Raw genomic sequence first — 22,796 nt, forward strand, 5'->3', positions numbered from 1 at the left:
CGGAAGGCCTCAGGCCACACGATCCGGCACGTCCCTCCCCTCGAAGAATTCAGTCACATTTTCTACGACCTTCATCCCCATCGCCGTGCGCGTCTCCTCCGTCGCGCTGCCAAGATGCGGCAGCAGGACGACATTTTCCATCCGCCGCAGCGCTTCCGGCACTTGCGGCTCCGCCTCGTAGACATCGAGCCCTGCGCCCCGGATCGTGCCGTTGGCAAGTGCGGCAATCAGTGCCGTCTCATCGACCACATCACCCCGCGCAGTGTTGATGAGGAAAGCGCCACGCCTCATTGCCGCGAACCGTGCCGGATTCATCAGATGCCGGTTTTCCGCTCCTCCAGGGCAATGCAGGGAAACGAAATCGGAAGTCGCGAGCACCGCCTCCACCGAAGCAAGCTGACGTGCGCCGTAGCGCGCCGCTTCAGCCGGATCGACCTGTGAGCGATTGTAGAACACGACATCCATGCCGAAGCCGAAATGGCAGCGTTGTGCAAAAGCCTTGCCGATCCGCCCGAAGCCGATGACACCGACAGTCTTGCCGGTCACCTTCGTGCCGATCATATGCGTCGGGCACCAGCCCTTCCATTCGCCAGCACGCACCTGCCGCTCGCCCTCTCCGCCGCGGCGCGCGACGGACAGCAGGAGCAGCATGGCAATATCGGCGGTGCAATCGGTGAGCACGCCCGGCGTATTCGTCACCGCGATGCCCCTCGCCTTGGCTGTGGCGATATCGATATGATTGAAGCCGACCCCGAAATTGCCGAGGATCTTCGTGCGGAGATCACCCGCAAAGACCGCTGCCGGCAGCTTGTCGGAGACGGTCGGCAGCACCGCATCATAATCCGCCAGCGCCTGACGCAGCTCGTTTTCGCCGAGCGGCACATCATCCGTATTGAACGTTACGTCGAAACGCTCGGCGAGCACGGCTTCAACCGCGGCAGGCCAGCGCCGGGTGACGAGAATGCGGGGTCTGGGCATCGATCTGGTTCCTCCATCCTTTGCCTTTGGCTTAGGACATGCCGGCCGGGAATGGAATGGTCTTTGAGTTGACGAGCACCAATCCGATGCCGCTGGGCAAGACGAAAGAAGCCCGGTCGATGACCGGGCTTCCATGAGAGGCATCACTGCCAGAAGCTGAAATTAGTCGGCCTTCTGGAAGTAGCTGTACTTGCCGTCTTCGCCCTTCTTCCATTCATACATGACGTAGCCCGGAAGCTTCGGGTCGCCCTTTTCGTCGAAGGAGATGTCGCCGAGAACGGTCGGGAACGGACCCTTTTCCTTCATGGCCGCAGCAACGGCTTCAGCGTCCGTAGAACCGGCAGCCTTGGCAGCAGCAGCGATCGTCTGCAGCGCGGCGTAGGAATAGAGCGTGTAAGCTTCCGGGTTGAAGCCGGCAGCCTTGAACTTCGCGACGAGGTCCTTGTTGGCCGGGTTGACCGTCGGATCCGGGCCGAAGGTGTTCAGCGTACCGGCAACGGCGTCACCAGCGATGGAAGCAAGTTCGTTCGAGACGATACCGTCACCCGAAACGAGCGCTGCCTTCAGGCCCTGGTCGGCCGACTGGCGGATGATGAGACCGGCTTCGGTGTGCAGACCGCCCCAATAGATGATGGTAACGCCGGCTTCCTTCATCTTTGCGATGAGGGCCGAGAAGTCCTTGTCGCCGACGTTGACGCCTTCGTACATGGCTTCGGTGACGCCAGCGGCATTCAGAGCCTTCTTGGTTTCGTCAGCGAGGCCCTGGCCATAAGGAGTCTTGTCGTGAATGACGGCGATCTTGGCGTCCTTGAAGTGGTCGGCCAGATACTTGCCGGCGATGGCGCCCTGCTGGTCGTCGCGGCCGCAGGTGCGGAAGGTGTTCCAAAGGCCACGCTCGGTGAAGACCGGGTTGGTAGCAGCCGGTGTGATTTCGAGAATGCCGTTTTCGGCATAAACTTCCGAAGCCGGGATCGAAACGCCCGAGTTGAAGTGGCCAACAACGAACTTCACGCCGTCAGCAACGAACTTGTTGGCAACGGAGATACCCTGCTTCGGGTCAGAAACGTCGTCGCCGAGCTCGATTTTGATCATCTCGCCGTTGATACCGCCAGCAGCGTTGATGTCAGCAGCTGCCTGCTCGGCACCCTTCTGCAGCTGCGCGCCGAATGCAGCGTTTGGACCCGTCAGCGGGCCGCCAACGCCGACAAGGATGTCAGCTCGTGCGATGCCGCCGAAAGCGACGATCGCCGTCAGTGCCACCGCTGACAAGAGAGACTTCTTCATATTGTTACTCCCAATTTTTGGGCGGGTTCTTCCAAGGCCCGACGCAAACCCCACCTTTGACTGCGCCGGGAAAGCTGTTCCGCTCTGAAGGCAATTCATGCCTAGTTTCAACGGGCTGTCAATGTTTCTCCTTCCACGAAAACGCGGAAGTTTTTTCGTACAGCCAGTAATAGTTGTTGACCATTTGATTGGTACGGCGATAGCGGAACCCGGCTGTCGAGAAGATCAGCAAAGTTACGAAATCGATAATATAGAAGAGGGCGCTGAGCATTGGGCCGTTAAACAGCGCATGATGCAGGAACTGCATCGCCCATGCGAGCAGGAACGTATAGAAGACGACCAGCGGATAGTTGTTCCAGCCGTCCGCAACCGCCCTGCCGGCACGCCACGCCGTCCAGAAACCGATGAGCACAACGAGAGCTCGGATGACGAGCTTCACGCCGTTGTCGCTTTCGAAGAAAAGTCCCTGCATAATCAAACTCTCCCTTCTGCCGCGATCAATGCCGCCCGCCTTCGAGATAGGCAGCACGCACCTCAGGATTAGCAAGCAGTTCCTTGCCGCTGCCGCTCATCGTTACCTTGCCGTTGACCAGCACATAGGCCCGGTGTGACAGCTTGAGCGCTGCGAATGCGTTCTGCTCCACGAGGAAGACGGTCAGCCCCTCCTTCTCGTTCAGCATCTTGATAGCTTCGAAGATGCCTTTCACGATCAGCGGAGCGAGGCCGAGCGACGGTTCGTCGAGCAGCAGCAGCTTCGGGCGCGCCATCAGCGCGCGGCCAATCGAAAGCATCTGCTGTTCGCCACCTGAAAGCGTGCCGCCACGCTGCGACTGACGCTCCTTAAGACGCGGGAACATAAAGAAAATCTTTTCCACATCCTCATGAAAGTATTTGAGATTATCGAGACCGGCGCCCATCTGGAGATTTTCCAGCACGGTCATTCGCGGAAAGATGCGTCGTCCTTCGGGCGACTGAGCGATACGTAACCGCGCGATCTCATGCGTCGGCAGCTTGGTGATATCCTGACCGTCGAAGACAATCGAGCCGGTACGGGCCTGCGGGCTGCCGCAGATCGTCATCATCAGCGTCGACTTGCCGGCGCCGTTCGCGCCAATGAGGCTGACGATTTCACCCTTCTTTACCTCAACATCGATGCCGGCGAGCGCGCGAATATTGCCGTAATAGGTCTCGACGCCCTGGACCTTGAGAAGCTGTTCTCCGGCCGCCATCAGATTGCGCCCCCTTCTACGGTCGCGATGACCTCTTCGACTTCTTCATCCTCGACACCAAGATAGGCTGCAATAACCCTCGGGTCGTTCTTCACGTGGTCGGGGTTTCCGTCGGAAATCTTCTGGCCGTATTCCAGAACGATGACGTGGTCGGAAATTTCCATGACCACCGACATGTCGTGCTCGATGAGCAGGATAGAGGTGCCGGTTTCGGTGCGAATCCCTTTCAGCAAAGCATTGAGCGCTGCCGATTCACGCGGATTGAGACCGGCAGCCGGCTCGTCGAGGCAAAGCAGCTCCGGACCGGTGCACATGGCGCGAGCGATTTCCAGACGACGCTGGGCGCCGTAAGGCAAGTCGCCGGCCGGATCGTCGGCACGGTCGATAAGGTCGGCCTTCTCCAGCCAGTGGCGTGCAAGCTCGATGGCTGCTGCCGCTTCCTTCTTGTAGGGACCTATGCCGAGCAGGCCGAGCACCGTGTAGCCCGACGCTTTCATCAACTTATTATGTTGGGCGACCAGCAGGTTTTCCAGAACGGTGAGGCCCGAGAACAGGCGGATGTTCTGGAAAGTACGGGCAACCTTGGCTTCCTTGGTGATGCGGAAGTCCGGCAGGCGCTCGAGAAGGTACTGCTTGCCGCTGTTCTGCGTCAACGTAATCATGCCCATCGTCGGCTTGTAGAAACCGGTGATGCAATTGAAGACGGTCGTCTTGCCCGCACCGTTCGGGCCGATCAACGCGGTGATTTCGCCGCGCTTGGCCTCGAAGGAGAAGTCGTTGATGGCCATCAGGCCGCCGAACTTCATCGACAGGTGCTCGACCTTGAGCAAAGTGTCATTCGACATCGTATTCTCGACGGGGCTCATCAACCATGGCCCTCCTTGGTAAAGCTTCCGGATACGGCCTTACGTTCCTTCAGGAAGGCAGTCGGCTCACGGGAGCCGACGAAACCGCGCGGCTTGAACAGCATGACGATGACCATGGCAAGGCCGAAGAGCAGCATGCGGTAGAGTTCAGGCGTGAACTCCGGTCCGAAGACGACTTTGAGGAAGTCCATTTCGCGGAGCACTTCCGTACCGCCGACCATGACGACGGCGGCGATCGCAATGCCCGTCAGCGAGCCCATGCCGCCGAGAACGACGATCGCGAGGATGACAGCCGACTCCAGGAACACGAAGGATTCCGGCGAGACGAAGCCCTGACGTGCGGCGAAGAAGGAGCCGGCGAAGCCACCAAACATCGCGCCGGTCGCGAAAGCCGTCAGCTTCGTCGTCACCGTGTTGATGCCGAGCGAGCGGCAGGCAATTTCGTCCTCGCGCAACGCTTCCCACGCACGACCGATCGGCATGCGGCGCAGCCGGATCGTCACATAGGCGGTCAGCATGCAGAGCGCCAGGATAACGTAGAACAAGAAGATTTTGTAATAGGCCGATGATGACGGCAGGCCGAAGGCCTTGGTGAAGTTGTTCGCCTTGCCGACATCGAAGGTCCAGATACCGAAGACCGAAGCCTTGGCGATCCCGGAGATGCCGAAGGTACCCTTGGTCACTTCCGTCCAGTTGATGATGACGAGGCGAATGATTTCACCGAAGGCAAGCGTGACGATCGCCAGATAGTCGCCGCGCAGGCGCAGCACGGGGAAGCCGAGAATAACGCCCCAGAGAGCGGCAAAAATACCGGCGAGCGGCAGCAGCACCCAGAAGGACAACCCGAAATGGGCCGACAACAGCGCATATGAATAGGCGCCGACTGCGTAGAAGGCGACATAGCCCAGGTCGAGCAGACCGGCGAGACCAACGACGATATTCAGACCCCAGGCAAGCATCACGTAGATCAGGATCTGGATGCCGAAATTGTCCACCCACTTCAGCGCGCCCTGCGGACCGAGGAAATAGGCTGTCAGCAGCGGATAAACCACCAGGAACAGCAGGGCGATCTTCAGGAAATGCGTCCGGAAGAAACCTTTCTCCGTCGAGATCTCCAGTTCACCATGACGCGCCTTCGAAAGCTTGCGCTGATCAAGATGCGGCCTGACGAAAACGACCATGATGAAACGGCCGATGGCAGCAACCAGCACGAAAATGGCCAACAATCCCCAACGCTGAACGACGATCAACTCGTTGTTGATGTTCTGCTGCGTGCCGAGACCGACATAGAGGACGAACAGGCCAAGTGCGATGAGGCCGGAGAAGAAGGCTTCCCTAAGCCCCTTCTGGACAAGCCCGGCGTCGGACTTGCCAGCGGAAGTGTCGATGTTTGCCATGACTTATACCTTCTCGACTTCCGGCCGGCCGAGAATGCCCGTCGGCTTGAAGATCAGCACGAATGCAAGAATGGCGAAGGTAGCGACATCCTTGTACGCGATGGTGAAATAGGCCGACCACAGGGATTCGATGAGACCGATCATCAGCCCGCCGAGAACAGCGCCCGGCAGTGAGCCGATGCCGCCGAGAACGGCCGCAGTGAAGGCCTTGACGCCCGGGATGAAACCATCATTGAACGACGCGACACCATAATACATCAGGTACATCGTGCCGGCGACAGCTGCGAGTGCCGCACCCATGATGAAGGTAATCGAGATGGTCTGGTCGACATTGACGCCCAGAAGGGCGGCCATCTTGCGGTCCTGTTCGGTCGCGCGCTGAGCACGTCCGAGTGCCGTCTTGTTGACGAGATACCAGAAGGCAGCAAGCAGAACGACGGTCACGACAATGATGATGATCTGCTTCAGCGAGATCGAGAGACCGCCGATATTATAAACCGTGCCGACGAGTGGTGGAATCGGCTTGTTGCGCGGACCCTGCGTGACCTGGATGAAGTTCGACAGCGTGATCGACATGCCGATCGCGGTAATCAGCGGTGCCAGGCGGAATGAGCCGCGCAGCGGGCGGTAGGCGACGCGCTCTATCGTCCAATTCCACAAACTCGTCATCAGCATCGCGACCACAAGCATCGCCAGCAGCAGCACGGCTACCGGAAGACCTGCGAAGATGGATGTGAGAACGAGAAAGACGATAAGAGCAGCGAAGCCACCGAGCATGAAAATGTCGCCATGGGCGAAGTTGATCATGCCGATAATGCCGTAAACCATCGTATAGCCAATAGCCACAAGGCCATAGATGGATCCGAGAGTCAGCCCATTGAAGAGCTGCTGGACGAAATACTCCATATGTCATTTCCCCTGGATGCGAACCAAATTTTAAGTTGCATCTCTTATTGGTTTTATCGCTCATGCTTTCACATGCGCCACTAGCTCGCATTGCATAGCGGTTTCGTCGGAAATGTGAAGACAAAAAGGATTTACTGCGTCAGAATCTTGGGCAAACAGGCGTAGATGGCGCAATTCGAACCAAAATCCACACAAAAGCGGCATCGTTTGGCAAATTTTTAGCCAGATCAGGCTTCGTCAATTAATCTTTGGGCACCGAACGAAACCGAAGATGCTCGCCCTCTGCGCAAACTGTTCCACACGTAAGGAAGTTGACGAAATTTCAAACTCCAAGATGCCATCTATTGCAAATGACATTTCGCGGGCAGCCGCTTCTGACGCGGTTTGTGCAAACCTCGCGAGCCTGTGCTAATGTTGCGGCATTCCGGCAAAAGGGTGCGGCATCACTTCCTATACATTATATGTAGCGCGGTGGTCTCAAGACGAATTTGCAGACGAACGGCAGGAATATGCTGAAAACATTTGAACGGGCGGCACTCGAAGCCGGCAAAGCCATCATGGAAGTCTTCTGCGATGGCTGCCCAGTGGAAATGAAAGCTGATGAAAGCCCGGTGACGATCGCTGACCAGGAGGCCGAGCGCACCATACTGGCGCATCTGAAACGCAGTTTCCCTGGGATCCCCGTTATCGCCGAAGAATCGGTAGCCGCTGGCAGAGTGCCTGATATCGTCGGAAAGTCCTTCTTTCTGGTCGATCCGCTCGACGGCACCCGCGAATTCCTGGATAAGCGTCAGGAATTCACCGTCAATATCGCCTATGTGGAAGATGGCATTCCCGTCGCCGGAATCGTCTATGCCCCAGCGCTCGGCATCGCTTTTTCCGGCGACCGCGGAAGCGCGGAGAAACTGCTGATCGACGACAACTTTGCGATAACGAAGAGAATGCCGATCAAGGTGCGCAAACAGCCGGCAGAGAGTATGGCGCTCGCGAGTTTCCGGCATGACAGCCCGGAGACCGGTCTCTTCCTCGCCAGGCATGCAATCTCCAAATGCACCAACATCGGCTCCTCCCTGAAATTCTGCCTGCTGGCGGAGGGCAAGGCCGACGTCTACCCGCGCTTCACCCGCACCATGGAATGGGATACCGCGGCCGGCGATGCGGTCTTGCGGGCGGCCGGTGGATCGACTGTCACGATGGATGGCCAGCCGCTCATCTACGGCAAAACCGGTGCAGCTGCCGATTTCGACTTCGCAAATCCCCATTTCGTCTCTTGGGGCGGCACCAAGCCTGCGCTCGGGCGGGCATGACGGGACGGTCGCCGAAGTTGGCCTCTTTCGGCCTCTTCGCGTTAATATTGCAGCAGGGCGATCTTACATCGGCGCCCGGATGCCCCTCGGCCTGGAGAATCACTCGATGATTTCCGTCTCCGGTCCTCACTTTCGTTTCGGAGCCAGCGCCTTTTCCTTTCCGGTCGCATGCTCTCTCGACACAATGTCGCCACAATCAGCAAAGCGCACGTCGTGTGACTTCGGTAACATTGCTGCGGCAGGAAGACACAATTATGGTAGCTAAACCATAGTTTCGGAATATCGGCTCCAGCAGTTTCTCTGCTCCCATTCTGGCACAATAGACGATAAATTCGATCCTGGTGAAATCGGGATCGCCCCGGCCCTGCCGGGAATGAACCGTTTTGGCACGGTGTAAGCCACAACCAACGCAACCGTCGTTTGCTGTGTCGAATCTGCCAAGCACATATAATTCCTAATAAAAACCCCGGTTGAAAAATAAAACTCCTGATTTTGCATTAACTTAACGCAACTGCGAAGTTTGCTGCGATGCGAAATTTCTCTGGACTCGGTTAAACAAATGTCGCAAATTTAGGATGTAGTAGGGTTAAACGTCGCCTAACATTGTCGCGCCTTAATCTGGCGCTAACCAAGCCATCGAATGACACCGCCGAGAGCTTCAAAATACAAAGGGTAGATCCTTGAGCGTCATGGACCTTAACAAAAGTATTTCTGAAGAGAGCTTTCGCGTTACGCCTGTTCATCAGGTCAACGCGAGGTTCCCAGTTGCCGCACTCGACAGCATCGTTCTGCCACCTGCCTCCGTGCAGTTCGCGCTGAAACGAGCCTTCGATATTTTTGCTTCGATCAGCGCACTTATCGTGCTTGCTCCGCTTCTTCTGGTCGTCGCCGCCCTGATCAAGATGGACAGCCCCGGTCCGGTGCTTTTCAAGCAGACCCGCTGGGGCAAGAATTGCCGCGCCATCAAGGTCTACAAGTTCCGCTCGATGCGTACCGACATGTGCGACGTCACGGGCGTTGCCCAAACCGTGAAGAACGATCCACGCGTCACCCGCGTCGGCGCTTTCCTGCGTCGCTCGAACATTGATGAACTGCCGCAGCTTCTCAACGTACTGAAGGGCGACATGTCGGTTGTCGGGCCGCGCTGCCATGCAATCGGCATGCGTGCCGGCGGCATGCTCTACGAAGAGCTGGTTCCGCAATATCATCACCGCCACGCCATGCGTCCCGGCATCACCGGTCTGGCGCAGATGCGCGGCCTGCGTGGCCCGACAGACCGCCCGGCCAAGGCCCGCGCCCGCATCGCCAGCGATCTCCATTATGTCGAGAACTTCTCGCTGGTGATGGACATCCGCATCATCATCGGAACGCTGATTTCCGAACTGAACGGCGGCAAAGGCTTCTGATTGGAAAAAGAGAGGGTATCGGCCGTCAGAGCAGCCGATACCGGAATGCGCGGGCGACAGCCTGCATGCGGTTGACCGAATCCAGCTTTCGCATGGCGCTCTTCAGATATCCCACCACTGTATGCGACGAGAGATCGAGAATGATTGCAATTTCGTCGCTGCTCTTGCCCGCGGCCGACCAGCGCAGGCATTCGATCTCCCTCCGTGTGAGGCTTTCCGATGGCCGGTCTTCCGGCTTCTCGTCGCTCGGAAGCGTGTCCAGAAGCTCCATGCAGCCATAAAGCAGCGTCGTTGCTTCTTCGCGAGAGGGCATCGCACGCGTACCCGAAAAAGCGAAGATGTATTGTTTCAGGTCAGCGTCGTGCAGCGCGAAAGCGAAGGTATGCTTCAGCCCGTGCATCTGAAACATCGTGTTCAGACGACGGTTTTCCTGATTCGCTGCATTGCCGCCAAAAGGCCCCTCATCGCAGAAGACGGGCATAATGGTGCGCTTCATGACAGCAACCAGCTTGCTGCAATAGAAAAGGTCCGCCTCCTCGTAAAAGTTGACGAGGCTCTGCGGCCAGTTGCTGATCAGCTTGTTTTCGAGAAAGGCCGTTCGATCCCCACGCGGGAATACGGAAAACAGGTGGAATTCGAACCCGGCAGCCTTCGTCAGCTCGTCCAGGCGGTCTGCACCGTCGACGGCGGAAATGCCCGTAGAACCGGCTCCGAAAGGCGAAAATGCGGTATCATCGGCGCAGTCACGGACTGCGCGTTCACGTCTCTTCATTCTCTTTGTTCCTTCACGGGCCTGGCTTCGGCTCGGCCTCGCAACCGGCCGCGGATTGGACGCGCCGGACGATCAGGAAAGACAGCGTTTGCCCCGCATCCGAAGGATACGAAGCATTCAAATGGCAATCTTTATTGATACTGCGAGAAGAACGGAGACGAAGTCTTTGCGCTCATACTTATGTTGCAGCGCTTATAAAATTATCTGGGAAAAATATGTAACATTTATTCCGCATGGCTCCCATGCAGCCGCCTCAAATTGACGTAACGGCAGGAGATCCGCAAATCACCGGCAACTGGCGTCTAAAGTTGTTATCAAAGTCTTACGATGGGTTTAGGCAATTTTTAAATGTGGCAAGTTAGAGTGGCGTCCGTGGTCTTGCGTTGTGTAGAGAGTCCAATGACCGAAATGATACGTCCCCGAGTAAAATATGTCATCGGCCCCGATGGCAGCCCCCTGACGATTGCGGATCTCCCGCCGCCAAATACGCGGCGCTGGGTCATCCGCCGGAAGGCAGAGGTTGTCGCGGCCGTTCGCGGTGGCTTGTTGAGCTTGGAAGAAGCCTGCGAGCGTTACACGCTCACTGTCGAAGAATTCCTGTCCTGGCAGTCCTCCATCAACAGCCATGGTCTCGCCGGCCTGCGCACTACGCGCATCCAGCAGTACCGCCACTGATCACGTTCCATTCGATTTGATTATTTCGGGCCGGACGCATTTCCCTCGAGGGAGTGAGGAAGGCCCGAAATCATTGCCGAGGCTGCGTAACACCAGAGGCCGGGCTGCGTAAACGCATTCGCAAGTCCGGTCGTCTTCGCCGCCGCAATCACGATCGCGACGAGCAGCACGTCCATCATGGACCACTTGGACAGATGCGGCACGACGTTGCGATAAAACAGGCTGCCGGTACTGCCGGCAGCCATGGATTCCGCCGCGACCCCGATCATCTTCAGAAGCGGCAGCACAATCGAGACGAGCGCAACGAGTGCCGCAAGCGCCACGTCGTCGCCACTCCAGAGCGAAGCCACGATTTCCAGGAGCGACGGCGTCTCGTCGAAGAACCAGAGCTTCTCGAAGCGGACAAGCGGCAGGACAAGGCCAAGCGCCAGAAGAAACGGTGCTGCCACCAGCAATATGGGCCGGACTGCCGAAAGCCTGTTCAATTTCCCGCCTCCTCTTTGAACACACTGTCTCCTGCCGCCACGGCTTGGCATGCCGATGCCGCCATGTCACGTTCCCGATCACATAATTCGTCAGGAGACAGACATGGATATCAGGATTGAGGAAAATACGTCAGGCGGCCGCTATGTTGCAGCGCTGGAAGGCCATGAAGCGGAAATGACCTATTCCCGCACATCGCCGAAACTGATCATCATCGATCATACCGGTGTGCCGGACGCTTTGCGTGGTAAGGGCATCGGCCAGGCGCTCGCCCTTCATGCGGTTGAGGCCGCCCGAAATGGCGGTTGGAAGATTATCCCGCTCTGCCCTTTCTTTAAATCACAGGCGCAGCGCCACCCCGAATGGAACGATGTGGTGAACTGATCGCGCCCGTTATCCGACGGAAACACCAAAAGCCATGCATGACGGACACCGCGCCCGTCATGCATGGCTTCTGTGGTTATCTCCCAAGGCGCCGGGATCGGCGCCTGCAATATTCGTCAGGCCCGGGCGCGAACTGCGCCGTCGCGCTCTTCGAGTGCGGTTGCCCTGGCATATTCCGCCTGCATTTCCTCCAGCACCAGTTCCAGCGCCTCCTCCTGAACCTTCAGTTCCTTGATCGAAACCTGAAGATTGTCGGCGCGCTGACGTGCGGCCTTTGCAAAGGTCGGATATGCGAAGTGATTCGGGTCGGAAATACCGGACTTCTTTTCCTCGACGACGATCTGGCTCTCCAGATCCTTCGTCATCCGTTCAAATTCGGACATCATCATCTGCAACTGCTGCAGCTGACGACGTTTTTCGTTCACCTGAAACTCTTTCAGACGAACGAGGCTCTCTCGCGACTTCATACGCATTACTCCCGTGATGCGAGACCCCGGCTCAACTTGAAACCGCCCTTACGCGCCGCTTTGACACGGTTTGCCGAAAAAATTCCTGCGATATTAACAAAAACCTACCGCTGGTAACCTTTCGTTTACGGGCATCGTTAATGATAGGCCCGATGATTTAAGGGTCGGTAAACACCAGGACAGGAATGCCGAACCTTTTCATTGGCGAGTCAGATGAATCACTTAGCGCGGCTTCTTAATGTCATAGTTGAGAAATGTGTTTTGAGATTCCTATTGGAAAACAGTGAAATGGAAAAATTATTTAATAAATTCGATACACCTTGCCAGAGTGAATTAGAATTTGTTAACCATTTCGTGGCAGCTTCCAAATCACGTAGCTTATTCGGTATCGCGTAGGGGGCCATGCCACCTTTCGGCGGCGGTAAAGGGGATAATTATGCGGGTACTTCTCATTGAGGACGATAGCGCTACGGCGCAGAGTATCGAATTGATGCTCAAATCTGAGAGTTTTAATGTTTATACGACAGATCTCGGCGAAGAAGGCGTGGATCTGGGCAAGCTGTATGATTACGACATCATCCTTCTGGATCTAAATCTTCCCGACATGTCCGGATATGAAGTGCTTCGTACTCTCCGCCTGTCGAAGGTCAAGACACCGATCCTGATCCTCTCGGGCATGGCCGGTATCGAAGACAAGGTTCGCGGTCTCGGCTTCGGTGCCGACGACTATATGACCAAGCCCTTCCATAAGGATGAGCTGGTCGCCCGCATCCACGCCATCGTTCGCCGTTCCAAGGGCCATGCCCAGTCGGTCATCGTCACGGGCGAGCTTATCGTCAACCTCGACGCCAAGACCGTCGAAGTCGGCGGCCAGCGCGTTCACCTGACGGGCAAGGAATACCAGATGCTGGAGCTTCTTTCGCTCCGCAAGGGAACCACGCTCACCAAGGAAATGTTCCTGAACCACCTTTACGGCGGCATGGACGAACCGGAACTGAAGATCATCGACGTCTTCATCTGCAAGCTGCGCAAGAAGCTCGCAAATGCTGCCGGCGGCGCCAACTATATCGAAACCGTCTGGGGCCGCGGCTACGTGCTGCGCGAGCCCGATGGTGCAGAATACGCCGAAACCGCCTGATCCGCCGAATCCCCCTTATCCTTAAAAATCCCGCCCTTGTGGCGGGATTTTTGTTTTGGCGCTGCTATCCCGACATGAAAAAGCCGCCCCGAAGGACGGCTCCCGTTAACGATTTGCGCGACCTGCTCAGGCGGCGATTGCGCGATTTCCGAACACGGCGGTGAGGATCTTGCGGTCGAAAGGCTTGAGCAGGAAGTCGGTGGCCCCTGCCCGCTTGCCGGCCATCAGCTTCTTCAGGTCGGCCTCGATGACACAATAGTAAATCTTCACCTCTTTGCCGCCGTCCATGGTACGGATGCTGGCGATGAGATCGAGCGCGCCTTCCATACCTGAATCGACGATCAGATATTCGGGAAGTTCGGCCTGGCAGTGCTGCAGCGCCTCTTCGGCACTCGAAGCTTCGCTGACCAGAAAATCGAGTTCGGAAAGGATTCGCTTGCCGACCTTGCGAACAATGTCCGAACTGTCGGTGATCATGAATCTCTGCATGGCGGCTCCTTATCCCTCGCGCTGTCTCCGTCGAGGGCCTTCCTAACCTTTGAGGATAGGTTCATCAGGCTAAGGAATCGTTACCGCACCCGCGTCGGCCAGCGATCGATGAACTAGGCTGCGGCGACCTTGGCTGTGAAGACGATCTCTTCGGCGCTGGCCGAATAATCCAGAATCATGCCGCATTCTTCGGCCAATAACACAGTGTAATAAGGCTGGATCGAATGCGCATCGATCGCCTCCTCGACGGTACCGGTGGCGATTTCGACGAATTTCGGCGGCATGCGCATTAGTTTGCCCCTGGCGACGAGCCTGAAGCTGGCATCGAATTCCGGGTTTTCCAGCGTAATATCCAGATTGCCGCCGCGCGGAATGGACGAATAGGCGACGAGGAAGAGATTGAGGAGCAGCTTGACCCTGTTCTTGGCGACGATCGCGCGCGGGCCGCTCCAGCTCACTTCGGTCTTCTTCTCGGCCACGGCAAAATCCTTGGCTGCACGTTCGGCCTCGCCGGTATCGATCGAGGCGCCGACGGAACCGGATGCACCGAAGGCAAGGCGAGCGAATTTGAGACGGACCGAAGCATTGAGCGCACTGGTGCGGATGAGATCCATCGCGTCCGAATCCGCTCCGCCTTCGTCAAGAAGCTCCAGACCGTTATTGATCGCGCCGACCGGCGAGATCACGTCATGGCACACACGACTGCACAGAAGCGCAGCCAGGTCCGGGCCGGACAGAGTGAGATTCGGGTTCTTGGACATCATCGTCTCCTGAGGGCGGCAGTGTCATTCCGCCCGGTAGTGTGCCTGATCAAAATTGCGCGAAGTTTGCGACCGTACTCGTCGCCATAATGACACCATATTTGGTAAACCGATTGTTAAGACGATCGGCGCAAAATGCATCAAATGCCAATGGCCCGACAATGACGAATGGATGACATCATGCGCCTCCAATTTCTCGGAAGATTTATCGGCTTCTGCAAGTTGCTGACCGCTATCATGGTATCGTCGGTGATGATTACGGGACAAGCCGCAGCGCAGCAGAACAACGGCCAGTACACGGTGCAGGAAATCGTCGATGCCGGTCACTCCTTCTTCGGCGAGACCAGCGGCGGCCTTGCCAAGGTCGTTGAAAGCGCCTTTCAGAAATACGGCCTGCCGAACGGCTATATTCTCGGCCAGGAAGGCGGCGGCGCCTTCATCGCCGGCCTCACTTACGGCGAAGGCCAGCTCAATACGAAGAATGCCGGCGAGCACCCGCTTTACTGGCAGGGTCCGTCTCTGGGTCTCGACTACGGCGGCCAGGGCTCCCGCGTCATGATGCTGGTCTATGACCTGCCCTCCATCGACTCCATCTATGCGCGCTTTGGCGGCGTCAGCGGCTCCGCCTATGTCATCGCCGGCTTCGGCATGACGCTTCTCAAGAACAACAATGTTCTGGTCGTGCCGATCCGCACGGGCGTCGGCGCCCGCCTCGGCATCAATGTCGGCTATCTGAAAATCACGCCGAACCCGACCTGGAACCCCTTCTGAAAAGCTGAAATCGGCGCTAATATCCTTGGGAATATGGTCTTGCCGGTGCCCGCAGCCTTGTCGATGCGCCCACTGCGTGCTTAATCAACCGGACTGACCCGTATCAACCTTCGAATCGATGGCCGCGCCGTGATCGAATATGCTCTCTTGTTCGGATTGGGCTTCCTGACCGCGGCCTTTCTCGTCTTTCTGATCTCGCCTGCCGTTCACCGCCGCATCGTCTGGTATACTGAAAACCGCCTCAAGGCTACGATGCCGTTGAGCCCGCAGGAAGTGCGGGCGCAGAAGGATATGGTACGCGCCCTCTACGCCGCCGAAAACGCCCGTACCGCGCAGGACCTTCATCGCGAACGCGAGAAGTCGCTTTCCCTGCAGCTTCGCCATGATTCCCTCGCCGTCGATGCCGGCAGGCTTGCCTCGGAAGTCAATGAGGCGCGCGCGCAGATCGGCGAAATGCAAGTTGAGGCTGCAGAGCAGCGCTCACACCTGCGCAAGGACGAGAACTATATAAGCCAGTTGAAGACGAGCCTGCATATTGCCGAACAGGCGGGCTCCAACAAAGATACCGAGCTGGAAACGCTGCGTGCCCGGCTTTCCAGGCTCGCGGAGCAGACCGACAATCTGAAGATCGATCTTGCTGCGCGCGATACTGAGGCCGAGAGCCTGAAGTTCCGCGCCAATGCCCTGCGCGACGAACGCGATACGATGCGCCAGGACATGACCGTACTGCAGAAGCGCGCCAAGGACGCCGAACAGAAGCTCAGCCAGCAGCAGCACATGGTCATTCGCCTGGAAGACAAGGCTGCCCGTGAGGCTGCCTCTGCCGCGGACAAGGAGGCCCTGCTCGGCCGCCGGCAACAGGAAATCGCCAAGCTGAAGGATCAGTTGAAGGCTGCCAATGCCGAACTCCGCAAGGTAGCCAAGGTGCTGCGTGATGCGGGCCTCTCCAAGGCTGTTGCCGATCTGCCCGCCGAAGCGACCAGTGAAACAGAAACCTCTGAACTCGATCTCTCTGCTGTGACAGCGCAGATGAGCGACAATGTGCGCCGGCGCAGCGCAGCACTTGCCGACCATCTGCAGAAGGCAAGAAACAATACCGGCCGTGATGGCGCTCTTCGCGAGGAAATCACCTCGATCGCCGCCAACGTAGTAGCGCTCACGGCGCTAAAGGAAGGCCCGTCCTCTCCGATCCTGCCCCTTCTGCCTGATGGCAGGGAGAAGAAGGGAGCAAACGATCGTGTGAACCTCGCGGACCGCGCAGCTGCTGTTATCGCCGATCCGCAGCGCTGAACCCGTCAGATACGCGCCATCGCCGAAGATATGGCAAAGAGCGCAATGCCCGTCGCCGTCGCCACGTTGAGGCTGTCCAGCCCTTCGGACTGCGGAATGCGTGCGCTGCGGAAACGGGAAAGCACCGCCTCCGGCAGCCCCTCGCCCTCGGTACCGACGACGAGCGCCATGCGATCAGAAGCCGGTATCCGCCGGATATCCGTCTCGCCACGTGGGGAAAGCGTCCAGATCGCAAAGCCGCGCTCGGCAAGACCAGAGAGAAGAGCGAGCGCATTGCCGCCGCGATGATAGGGCATGCTCAAGACCGAACCGACGGAAACACGCAGCGCCTTGCGATAGAGCGGATCACAGCAGGTCTCGTCGAAGAGGATCGCATCCGCCTTGAAGGCAGCGCCGTTGCGAAACATCGACCCGGCATTGTCGTGATTGGAAATGCCGCAGCCGACGAGCACAAGCGCCTGCTCCGGCAGCGTATCGAGAAACACGGTTTGCGCCGACTGTTCGCGGCGACCGAGCGCTAACACACCGCGATGCACGTTGAAGCCGACAATGCCGTCAAGAACATCGGCGTCCGCCACATAGACGGGCACGTCGTCGGGAAAGCGGTCGAGAATCTCCGCCACGCCGTCGAGCCGGTTGCGGAGCAGCAAGATCTTCTCCGCCGAAAATTCCCTGCCTGAGGCATGCGCCGCGGCGAGCATGCGCAACACGACGGTACCCTCGGCGATAAAGCGGTTCTGCCGGCCCGTCAGGTCGCGCTCACGAATATCACGAAATTCCACAATACGCGGATCGTCGGCGCTTTCGATCGTGAGGGGCGTTCCGGCCATGCAGGCCTCAATTGCCCGATAGCGTGATGTCAGCCACGATGCGGCTCGCCCTGATATCGAAGACCAGCGCCTTGCGCTTGCCGTTGACATCTGTGCCATAGAACAGGATCTGCCCGCCTGAAAGCGACGTTTGCTCGACCTTGAAGCCAAGCGGCAGTGAGGCCGTCGAACTCACCGGCGCGTCTGAGGGAACACCGGAAGAGCCTGCAGATGCTGTGGTCTGGGAGGGTTCAGCGCGCGTCACCTTGTAGACAACGGCGCCGAAGACCGCCATAAGGCTCACGAACATGATGGCGCCTGAGACGATCTGCAGGCGAACCATCTTGCGCCGGACACTTTCCATAGCCGGGTCGAGGGGCTTTTCTTCCTGCTCGTCGTCGGCTGGCTCGAATTTCGTCATCTATGGCGTCCCGTTCTAAAAATACGTCGGAGAAGAAGCGTCTTGAGCGACCCCTTTAAACAAGCAGATGACAATAGAAAAGTCCTGACCGCCGACGAGACAGCCGAAGGCCGTCTCGACGCATGGCTGACCGCGCAGGTTGGCGAGGAATTTTCCCGCAGCCGCATCAAGGCACTGATCAAGGACGGACAGGTCTTTTTGAAGGGCGCGCCGATTACCGATCCTCAACGGAAGGTGCGAGCCGGCGACAGCTACGAGATCACCCTGCCCGAGCCCGAAGATCCGGCCCCGAAGGGCGAGGACATTCCGCTCGATATCCTCTACGAGGATGAAGACGTCATCGTCATTTCCAAGCCGGCTGGCCTGGTGGTTCACCCTGGCCCCGGCAACTGGACGGGCACGCTCGTCAACGCGCTGATCCACCATTGCGGTGACACTCTCTCCGGCATCGGCGGCGTGCGCCGTCCCGGCATCGTTCATCGCCTCGATAAGGATACGACCGGCGTCATGGTCGTCGCCAAGAACGATATGGCGCATCGCCATCTCTCGCTGCAGTTCGCCGATCACGGCCGCACCATGCCGCTGGAACGCGCCTATCAGGCGATCGTCTGGGGCCGTCCGCGTTCGCTCTCTGGGACAATCGACGCGCCGCTCGGCCGCGCCACCGGCGACCGCACCCGCCGCGCCGTCAAGCGCCCCGAAAACGAGAACGCCGACGAGGCGATCACCCATTACGAAGTGCTTGAGCGCTTCCATGAAAGCCCGGATGCGAGCGCGCTTGCCTCCCTCGTCGAATGCCACCTGGAAACCGGCCGCACACACCAGATCCGCGTCCACATGGCTCATATCGGCCATCCGCTGCTGGGCGACGGCGTCTACGGCGCCGGCTTCAAGACCAAGGCCAATCTTCTGCCCGACGAGGCTCGCAAAGTCGTCAAGGCTTTCGACCGCCAGGCGCTGCATGCCTATATGCTGCAATTCGAGCATCCGCGCACCGGCGAGGTGATGCATTTCGAAGTGCCCCTGCCGGATGACATGGTGGAGCTCGCTGACGCCCTGCGCGGATGAGAAACGGCCGCTGCTACTTCTTGGAGCCGGCACCCAGGACCCGATGCGTGGCATTGTCGAGAGCGTGGCTGGTGTCACGCCCGTCCTGCGCCAATCCCCTTGCGGTATTCCCACAGGATGAAAGAGCGGCCGAAAGCGAAAGCAGCAGGATGACGGCAAGAGCTGGTCTGATCATCAGTTTCCCTCATAAAAGCGGCTGGGCAAGAGTGCCACCGCCACTGGAAAAATGCGGCAGCTGTCGGTAAAATCAATGCCTGTGGTTGGCTCTGGCAAAGACCGGATAACGCCCTCGTGAACGCCGAGGCGACCTTGAATCCCTGTTTCGCCATACTTATTTGTAAATAGACTTATTGCGGGCTTGGAGAGAGCCGCATGTCCCGGTTTGCCTTTAACGCGAGGGCGCGTTCCATCGGGAACCGGAATCCATATAAGGAGGGTGCATCATGGCCCGAAATAACTTGCCGTCCATTACCGCCGGCGAAGCCGGTCTCAATCGTTACCTCGACGAAATCCGCAAATTCCCGATGCTGGAACCGCAGGAAGAGTACATGCTCGCCAAGCGTTACTCCGAGCACGGCGATCGTGACGCCGCCCACAGGCTCGTCACCAGCCACCTGCGTCTCGTCGCGAAGATCGCCATGGGCTATCGCGGCTACGGCCTGCCGATCGGCGAAGTCGTGTCGGAAGGTAACGTCGGCCTCATGCAGGCCGTCAAGAAGTTCGATCCGGAACGCGGTTTCCGCCTTGCCACCTACGCCATGTGGTGGATCAAGGCCTCGATCCAGGAATATATCCTGCGCTCATGGTCTCTAGTGAAGATGGGTACGACCGCCAACCAGAAGCGCCTGTTCTTCAACCTGCGCCGCCTGAAAGGCCGTATCCAGGCCATCGACGACGGCGACTTGAAGCCGGAACACGTGACCGAGATCGCCACCAAGCTGAACGTCTCTGAGGAAGAGGTCGTTTCGATGAACCGCCGCCTTTCCGGCGACGCCTCGTTGAACGCGCCGATCAAGGCCTCCGAGGGCGACAGCGGCCAGTGGCAGGATTGGCTCGTGGACGACCATGACAGCCAGGAAGACGTGCTGATCGAGCAGGATGAGCTCGATACCCGTCGCCGCATGCTGGCCAAGGCCATGAGCGTCCTGAACGACCGCGAACGCCGCATCTTCGAGGCCCGTCGCCTCGCCGAAGATCCGGTAACGCTGGAAGACCTTTCGGCCGAGTTCGACATCAGCCGCGAGCGTGTCCGCCAGATCGAAGTACGCGCCTTCGAAAAGGTGCAGGATGCGGTCCGTAAGGAAGCGCTGGAGCGCGCAAAGGCTGTGCGTGTGGTCGAAGCCACCGCGTAAGCCGATTGTGTCTGTATGAAATCAAAAAGGCGGGTCCTTGTGGCCCGCCTTTTGTTTTGCGTGATTTTTAAGCTCCGGAAGAACCGGCCTTACTGGCTGGTGGAAAGGTCCCCGAGCGCAGTCCATTCCTTAATCGCCGTGGTGAACGCATTCCCGCCGGTGGCGCCCTTCTGCATGGTCAGCAGCGCACGACGACCGTTGCGGTAGGTGATTGGAATGTCGATCCAGTCGCGGGTGCCAAGCAGATCCAGATTGGCCTTGCGCGCATCCGGATAGTCGTTGAGCGCGATCATGTGGAAATCGTCGGTAATCTTGGCGGGCACGGCAATCAGCGGATCGCCGCGATCCTGCTCCGTGCGCTTCATCGAGATGCGCTGGACGCTGTCGATGCTGCCGCCCTCGAAATTCGGCGGAACGGAGAAGACGATCTCGACGAGATGGCTTGCCGGCAGCGACGGGTCGGAATTGCGCTTGAAGGTCAGGAGAGCAGAAAGGTTACGCTCCGGCACGGTGACGTTGCCCTGCACGGTGGCTTCCTGCCGGCCGTCTTGCCCGGCTTCATGCTGTATGGTCCAGACAACCGAACCTTCGATCGCCGTCGGCGAGCTTTCGCCGATCCGCTCCTCGTAGAGGAACATCTTTTCCGTGGTGCCGACTGGCGTATTCTGCGCCGGTGCGGCCACCGGACCATTCGGCGTCAGATTTTCGGCAGGCGCAGCATCGGACTGGACGCTCGGCGTGCTGGTATCGGCTGCAGCGACGTTCTGTTCGGCAACCGACTTGCCTTCCGCCGTCGGCGTACCCGGCATTGCTGCCGCGCCGCTATCGACTTCCGTGCCATCGGCGAGCAGCCGCTGGGTGAACTTGGTATTGGCGGCCGAGCCGTCCAACGAGGCAACTTCCTGATTGGGTCGCGCCGGAGGCACCGCGGCACCCTGATTTGCCGGCGGCGTCGTGGCCGGCGTACTGCTCGGCGACACCGGTGTTGTCGCCGGCGTGGCTGTCTCGTTGCGCACGGCTTGTGACGGTGCGGAGCTGACGAGGCCGTCCACCATCTCCTTCACCGCCTCGCGGTTCATCCAGCCGGCATAGGCGCCACCACCGATAATGCCGAGCGTAACAAGGATCGCCAGAATGGTCCCGATGCCGAAGCGGCGACGCTTCGGCTCCATGCGGAAGCTCTTGCCCTGCATCTTGGAAGCGACGATCTGGTCCAGATCCATCGGCGGGTTGCCGTCGTCGTCATCGGCAACAGCAGCGTTGCGGCGGTCGTAACCGCGCAGCGCACGCGCCTCACGCCAGCCTTCGCCTGGCGCGGCCGGTGCTGGAGCCGCAGAGCCGGAACCATTGCCGGCATGTACTTCGGCGAAGATATCGACGTCGTCGAAATGAGCGGAAGCCGGTGTCTTCTTGCCCGTGCCGGCCTCGAGCGGCGGCAGGTCGTCGAAAGCGGCCGCTTCCCAGGAGAAATTCTCCTTGGCTGCCGGCATGACGGCCGGCGAAGCGCTGTTTCCGAGCGTAGAGATGACCTCATCGAAAGCGCGTGCCGAAGCATCGGCGGGAACGGCAGGCGCAGCCTCTGCATAGGACTGGAGTTCTTCGCGCGCCCATTCGGTCTCGGCTTCCTGTGGCGCAGGGGCCGGCGTTTCCGCAGCCGGTTCGGACCACATGCGATCGAAATGAGCCGCCGCATCCGCAACAAGCGGCTCCTCGCGTGTATGCTCGACGAATTTCTCGACTTGCGGCGGCGGCTCGAAATCAGCCATCGGCTCTACGAGCCGGTTCGACGCACGCTCCATGCCGCGTGGAATCGGCTGCTGAACCTCTTCGTGCCGAAGCTCTTCTTCCACTTCGTGAACGGTTTCGGCCACCGGCTCGGCAGCGACCTCTTCGGGCAGCGGCTCTTCCGGATAGTGCTCTTCTGGATGATGCTCTTCTACAGGCTCATGAAGACGCACGGGTTCGGCATGAATCTCTGCCTGCTCCGGCGCACGCCATTCCTCTGCTGGAGCCTCTTCCTCATGAGGCGGATGCCACTCGGCATGCTCGGGCACTACCTCTTCGGCGGAAGTGGCCGCATGAACGACCTCTTCCGGTTCGGCGGGCTGCTGCTCGGGGGCGGGATGTTCTGCTTCCTGCTGCTCAAGGCTTTCATCAGCAGAGGCTACGGCAACAGGCGCTGCCGCTGCGACAGGCTCGTGTTCTAGAGAAGGTTCCTCTTGGGAGATCTCGGGCTCCGGAGCGGCTGCGACCGGCTCTTCGACATCGGCAGCTTCTGCATGCTCGGCCTCGACGTCACGGATTGCGGCCTCGAGCTTGTCCAACTGGCGTTGCAGCATCGCTTCCGGCGGACGCGGCTTCATGTTCTCGAGCTGCCGCTGCACAGCGCCGCGCGCACGCTCGTAGACCTTCACCCGCATCTCGGGCGTATTTTCAGACAGGCCGTCGACTGCCCGCCGAATAACTGCAATAAAATCCGCCATCAGTACTTTCTCAAGAAGTCCGGCACACTCCCGAACGGTCGCCCTAGGTGACCCGCGACA

General features: G+C 58.8%; 25 protein-coding genes. 9 read left to right on the forward strand and 16 right to left on the reverse strand.

Annotation, left to right across the window (positions count from 1 at the left end):
* Positions 1 to 9: 9 nt before the first annotated feature.
* The 7 genes from ACK9YZ_RS15875 to ACK9YZ_RS15905 form a co-directional block, all read right to left on the reverse strand.
* A complete protein-coding gene (locus tag ACK9YZ_RS15875; RefSeq protein ID WP_416064463.1) occupies positions 10 to 978 on the reverse strand; it encodes a 2-hydroxyacid dehydrogenase in 969 nt (322 codons plus the stop codon).
* A 162-nt stretch (positions 979 to 1,140) separates the two neighbouring features.
* Positions 1,141 to 2,262 carry a branched-chain amino acid ABC transporter substrate-binding protein gene (locus ACK9YZ_RS15880; protein WP_216755597.1) on the reverse strand — a complete coding sequence of 374 codons (1,122 nt, stop codon included), beginning with the start codon at positions 2,260 to 2,262 and terminating at the stop codon, positions 1,141 to 1,143.
* Positions 2,263 to 2,380: 118 nt separating this feature from the next.
* Positions 2,381 to 2,734: a DUF6867 family protein gene (locus ACK9YZ_RS15885; RefSeq protein ID WP_216755598.1), complete on the reverse strand. Its 354-nt coding sequence runs from the start codon at positions 2,732 to 2,734 to the stop codon at positions 2,381 to 2,383.
* 25 nt (positions 2,735 to 2,759) lie between these two features.
* Entirely contained in the window at positions 2,760 to 3,491 is a 732-nt protein-coding gene (locus ACK9YZ_RS15890; RefSeq protein ID WP_216755599.1) for an ABC transporter ATP-binding protein, read from the reverse strand.
* Positions 3,491 to 4,357, reverse strand: coding sequence for an ABC transporter ATP-binding protein (locus ACK9YZ_RS15895; RefSeq protein ID WP_216755600.1), 867 nt, complete (start codon positions 4,355 to 4,357; stop codon positions 3,491 to 3,493). The genes ACK9YZ_RS15890 and ACK9YZ_RS15895 overlap by 1 nt, the downstream gene beginning before the upstream one ends.
* Positions 4,357 to 5,754 (reverse strand): high-affinity branched-chain amino acid ABC transporter permease LivM, encoded by a 1,398-nt coding sequence (gene livM, locus ACK9YZ_RS15900; RefSeq protein ID WP_216755601.1) that lies wholly within the window; start codon positions 5,752 to 5,754, stop codon positions 4,357 to 4,359. Before livM ends, ACK9YZ_RS15895 begins: the two co-directional genes overlap by 1 nt.
* Positions 5,755 to 5,757: 3 nt before the next feature.
* Positions 5,758 to 6,660: a branched-chain amino acid ABC transporter permease gene (locus ACK9YZ_RS15905; protein WP_037104538.1), complete on the reverse strand. Its 903-nt coding sequence runs from the start codon at positions 6,658 to 6,660 to the stop codon at positions 5,758 to 5,760.
* A gap of 509 nt (positions 6,661 to 7,169) precedes the next feature.
* Here ACK9YZ_RS15905 and cysQ point away from each other — a divergent pair.
* A complete protein-coding gene (cysQ, locus tag ACK9YZ_RS15910; RefSeq protein WP_416064464.1) occupies positions 7,170 to 7,967 on the forward strand; it encodes a 3'(2'),5'-bisphosphate nucleotidase CysQ in 798 nt (265 codons plus the stop codon).
* A gap of 689 nt (positions 7,968 to 8,656) precedes the next feature.
* Positions 8,657 to 9,373: a sugar transferase gene (locus ACK9YZ_RS15915; protein WP_416064465.1), complete on the forward strand. Its 717-nt coding sequence runs from the start codon at positions 8,657 to 8,659 to the stop codon at positions 9,371 to 9,373.
* A 25-nt stretch (positions 9,374 to 9,398) separates the two neighbouring features.
* Here ACK9YZ_RS15915 and ACK9YZ_RS15920 read toward each other — a convergent pair whose 3' ends face one another.
* Entirely contained in the window at positions 9,399 to 10,145 is a 747-nt protein-coding gene (locus ACK9YZ_RS15920; RefSeq protein ID WP_216755604.1) for a helix-turn-helix transcriptional regulator, read from the reverse strand.
* A 399-nt stretch (positions 10,146 to 10,544) separates the two neighbouring features.
* Here ACK9YZ_RS15920 and ACK9YZ_RS15925 point away from each other — a divergent pair, with 399 nt between their 5' ends.
* Entirely contained in the window at positions 10,545 to 10,820 is a 276-nt protein-coding gene (locus tag ACK9YZ_RS15925; RefSeq protein WP_007533628.1) for a DUF1153 domain-containing protein, read from the forward strand.
* Positions 10,821 to 10,840: 20 nt separating this feature from the next.
* On the opposite strand, the gene ACK9YZ_RS15930 is transcribed toward ACK9YZ_RS15925, so the two are convergent.
* Positions 10,841 to 11,356, reverse strand: coding sequence for a paraquat-inducible protein A (locus tag ACK9YZ_RS15930; protein WP_416064466.1), 516 nt, complete (start codon positions 11,354 to 11,356; stop codon positions 10,841 to 10,843).
* Between the two features lie 52 nt (positions 11,357 to 11,408).
* Here ACK9YZ_RS15930 and ACK9YZ_RS15935 point away from each other — a divergent pair, with 52 nt between their 5' ends.
* A complete protein-coding gene (locus ACK9YZ_RS15935) occupies positions 11,409 to 11,687 on the forward strand; it encodes a GNAT family N-acetyltransferase (protein WP_216755606.1) in 279 nt (92 codons plus the stop codon).
* Positions 11,688 to 11,803: 116 nt separating this feature from the next.
* Here ACK9YZ_RS15935 and ACK9YZ_RS15940 read toward each other — a convergent pair whose 3' ends face one another.
* Positions 11,804 to 12,154 (reverse strand): flagellar export protein FliJ, encoded by a 351-nt coding sequence (locus tag ACK9YZ_RS15940; RefSeq protein WP_132653380.1) that lies wholly within the window; start codon positions 12,152 to 12,154, stop codon positions 11,804 to 11,806.
* 436 nt (positions 12,155 to 12,590) lie between these two features.
* Here ACK9YZ_RS15940 and ctrA point away from each other — a divergent pair, with 436 nt between their 5' ends.
* Entirely contained in the window at positions 12,591 to 13,292 is a 702-nt protein-coding gene (gene ctrA / locus ACK9YZ_RS15945; protein ID WP_112562832.1) for a response regulator transcription factor CtrA, read from the forward strand.
* Positions 13,293 to 13,418: 126 nt separating this feature from the next.
* Here the strand turns inward: ctrA and ACK9YZ_RS15950 are convergent, their stop codons facing one another.
* Together ACK9YZ_RS15950 and chpT are read right to left on the reverse strand one after the other, a co-directional pair.
* Positions 13,419 to 13,781 carry a response regulator gene (locus tag ACK9YZ_RS15950; RefSeq protein WP_216755607.1) on the reverse strand — a complete coding sequence of 121 codons (363 nt, stop codon included), beginning with the start codon at positions 13,779 to 13,781 and terminating at the stop codon, positions 13,419 to 13,421.
* A gap of 113 nt (positions 13,782 to 13,894) precedes the next feature.
* Complete coding sequence (chpT, locus tag ACK9YZ_RS15955; protein WP_183732302.1) at positions 13,895 to 14,542, reverse strand: histidine phosphotransferase ChpT; 648 nt, start codon at positions 14,540 to 14,542, stop codon at positions 13,895 to 13,897.
* Positions 14,543 to 14,722: 180 nt separating this feature from the next.
* Here chpT and ACK9YZ_RS15960 point away from each other — a divergent pair, with 180 nt between their 5' ends.
* On the forward strand, positions 14,723 to 15,313 hold the full coding sequence (locus ACK9YZ_RS15960; RefSeq protein WP_216755609.1) for a DUF1134 domain-containing protein: 591 nt from the start codon (positions 14,723 to 14,725) through the stop codon (positions 15,311 to 15,313).
* A gap of 129 nt (positions 15,314 to 15,442) precedes the next feature.
* Positions 15,443 to 16,603: a hypothetical protein gene (locus tag ACK9YZ_RS15965; RefSeq protein ID WP_416064467.1), complete on the forward strand. Its 1,161-nt coding sequence runs from the start codon at positions 15,443 to 15,445 to the stop codon at positions 16,601 to 16,603.
* 5 nt (positions 16,604 to 16,608) lie between these two features.
* Here the strand turns inward: ACK9YZ_RS15965 and ACK9YZ_RS15970 are convergent, their stop codons facing one another.
* Both ACK9YZ_RS15970 and ACK9YZ_RS15975 read right to left on the reverse strand, forming a co-directional pair.
* Positions 16,609 to 17,433: a TrmH family RNA methyltransferase gene (locus tag ACK9YZ_RS15970; protein WP_416064468.1), complete on the reverse strand. Its 825-nt coding sequence runs from the start codon at positions 17,431 to 17,433 to the stop codon at positions 16,609 to 16,611.
* A gap of 7 nt (positions 17,434 to 17,440) precedes the next feature.
* Positions 17,441 to 17,833, reverse strand: coding sequence for a hypothetical protein (locus ACK9YZ_RS15975; protein ID WP_216755612.1), 393 nt, complete (start codon positions 17,831 to 17,833; stop codon positions 17,441 to 17,443).
* A gap of 42 nt (positions 17,834 to 17,875) precedes the next feature.
* Between ACK9YZ_RS15975 and ACK9YZ_RS15980 the strand changes: the two genes are divergently transcribed.
* The gene (locus ACK9YZ_RS15980) at positions 17,876 to 18,901 is read left to right on the forward strand and encodes an RluA family pseudouridine synthase (RefSeq protein WP_416064469.1); all 1,026 of its coding nucleotides are present in this window, start codon (positions 17,876 to 17,878) and stop codon (positions 18,899 to 18,901) included.
* 13 nt (positions 18,902 to 18,914) lie between these two features.
* Here ACK9YZ_RS15980 and ACK9YZ_RS15985 read toward each other — a convergent pair whose 3' ends face one another.
* On the reverse strand, positions 18,915 to 19,076 hold the full coding sequence (locus ACK9YZ_RS15985) for an entericidin (RefSeq protein ID WP_216755614.1): 162 nt from the start codon (positions 19,074 to 19,076) through the stop codon (positions 18,915 to 18,917).
* Between the two features lie 268 nt (positions 19,077 to 19,344).
* On the opposite strand from ACK9YZ_RS15985, the gene rpoH reads away from it, so the two are divergent.
* Positions 19,345 to 20,253, forward strand: coding sequence for an RNA polymerase sigma factor RpoH (rpoH, locus tag ACK9YZ_RS15990; RefSeq protein ID WP_183732320.1), 909 nt, complete (start codon positions 19,345 to 19,347; stop codon positions 20,251 to 20,253).
* A gap of 89 nt (positions 20,254 to 20,342) precedes the next feature.
* On the opposite strand, the gene ACK9YZ_RS15995 is transcribed toward rpoH, so the two are convergent.
* The gene (locus ACK9YZ_RS15995; protein WP_416064470.1) at positions 20,343 to 22,736 is read right to left on the reverse strand and encodes a hypothetical protein; all 2,394 of its coding nucleotides are present in this window, start codon (positions 22,734 to 22,736) and stop codon (positions 20,343 to 20,345) included.
* Between the last annotated feature and the right edge of the window lie 60 nt (positions 22,737 to 22,796).

Origin of the sequence: Rhizobium sp. ZK1 (genome assembly GCF_047782645.1) — a bacterium.
Classification (GTDB): Bacteria; Pseudomonadota; Alphaproteobacteria; order Rhizobiales; family Rhizobiaceae; genus Rhizobium.

Coding starts and splice junctions, on each gene's coding strand:
- ACK9YZ_RS15930 (WP_416064466.1), bottom strand. CDS start 11,356: ATGCCAAGCCGTGGCGGCAGGAGACAGTGTGTTCAAAGAGGAGGCGGG.
- ACK9YZ_RS15875 (WP_416064463.1), bottom strand. CDS start 978: ATGCCCAGACCCCGCATTCTCGTCACCCGGCGCTGGCCTGCCGCGGTT.
- rpoH (WP_183732320.1), top strand. CDS start 19,345: ATGGCCCGAAATAACTTGCCGTCCATTACCGCCGGCGAAGCCGGTCTC.
- ACK9YZ_RS15960 (WP_216755609.1), top strand. CDS start 14,723: ATGCGCCTCCAATTTCTCGGAAGATTTATCGGCTTCTGCAAGTTGCTG.
- ACK9YZ_RS15885 (WP_216755598.1), bottom strand. CDS start 2,734: ATGCAGGGACTTTTCTTCGAAAGCGACAACGGCGTGAAGCTCGTCATC.
- ACK9YZ_RS15950 (WP_216755607.1), bottom strand. CDS start 13,781: ATGCAGAGATTCATGATCACCGACAGTTCGGACATTGTTCGCAAGGTC.
- ACK9YZ_RS15905 (WP_037104538.1), bottom strand. CDS start 6,660: ATGGAGTATTTCGTCCAGCAGCTCTTCAATGGGCTGACTCTCGGATCC.
- ACK9YZ_RS15890 (WP_216755599.1), bottom strand. CDS start 3,491: ATGGCGGCCGGAGAACAGCTTCTCAAGGTCCAGGGCGTCGAGACCTAT.
- ACK9YZ_RS15935 (WP_216755606.1), top strand. CDS start 11,409: ATGGATATCAGGATTGAGGAAAATACGTCAGGCGGCCGCTATGTTGCA.
- ACK9YZ_RS15880 (WP_216755597.1), bottom strand. CDS start 2,262: ATGAAGAAGTCTCTCTTGTCAGCGGTGGCACTGACGGCGATCGTCGCT.
- ACK9YZ_RS15985 (WP_216755614.1), bottom strand. CDS start 19,076: ATGATCAGACCAGCTCTTGCCGTCATCCTGCTGCTTTCGCTTTCGGCC.
- ACK9YZ_RS15915 (WP_416064465.1), top strand. CDS start 8,657: ATGGACCTTAACAAAAGTATTTCTGAAGAGAGCTTTCGCGTTACGCCT.
- chpT (WP_183732302.1), bottom strand. CDS start 14,542: ATGTCCAAGAACCCGAATCTCACTCTGTCCGGCCCGGACCTGGCTGCG.
- ctrA (WP_112562832.1), top strand. CDS start 12,591: ATGCGGGTACTTCTCATTGAGGACGATAGCGCTACGGCGCAGAGTATC.
- ACK9YZ_RS15940 (WP_132653380.1), bottom strand. CDS start 12,154: ATGAAGTCGCGAGAGAGCCTCGTTCGTCTGAAAGAGTTTCAGGTGAAC.
- ACK9YZ_RS15920 (WP_216755604.1), bottom strand. CDS start 10,145: ATGAAGAGACGTGAACGCGCAGTCCGTGACTGCGCCGATGATACCGCA.
- ACK9YZ_RS15895 (WP_216755600.1), bottom strand. CDS start 4,357: ATGAGCCCCGTCGAGAATACGATGTCGAATGACACTTTGCTCAAGGTC.
- cysQ (WP_416064464.1), top strand. CDS start 7,170: ATGCTGAAAACATTTGAACGGGCGGCACTCGAAGCCGGCAAAGCCATC.
- ACK9YZ_RS15995 (WP_416064470.1), bottom strand. CDS start 22,736: ATGGCGGATTTTATTGCAGTTATTCGGCGGGCAGTCGACGGCCTGTCT.
- ACK9YZ_RS15970 (WP_416064468.1), bottom strand. CDS start 17,433: ATGGCCGGAACGCCCCTCACGATCGAAAGCGCCGACGATCCGCGTATT.
- ACK9YZ_RS15975 (WP_216755612.1), bottom strand. CDS start 17,833: ATGACGAAATTCGAGCCAGCCGACGACGAGCAGGAAGAAAAGCCCCTC.
- livM (WP_216755601.1), bottom strand. CDS start 5,754: ATGGCAAACATCGACACTTCCGCTGGCAAGTCCGACGCCGGGCTTGTC.
- ACK9YZ_RS15925 (WP_007533628.1), top strand. CDS start 10,545: ATGACCGAAATGATACGTCCCCGAGTAAAATATGTCATCGGCCCCGAT.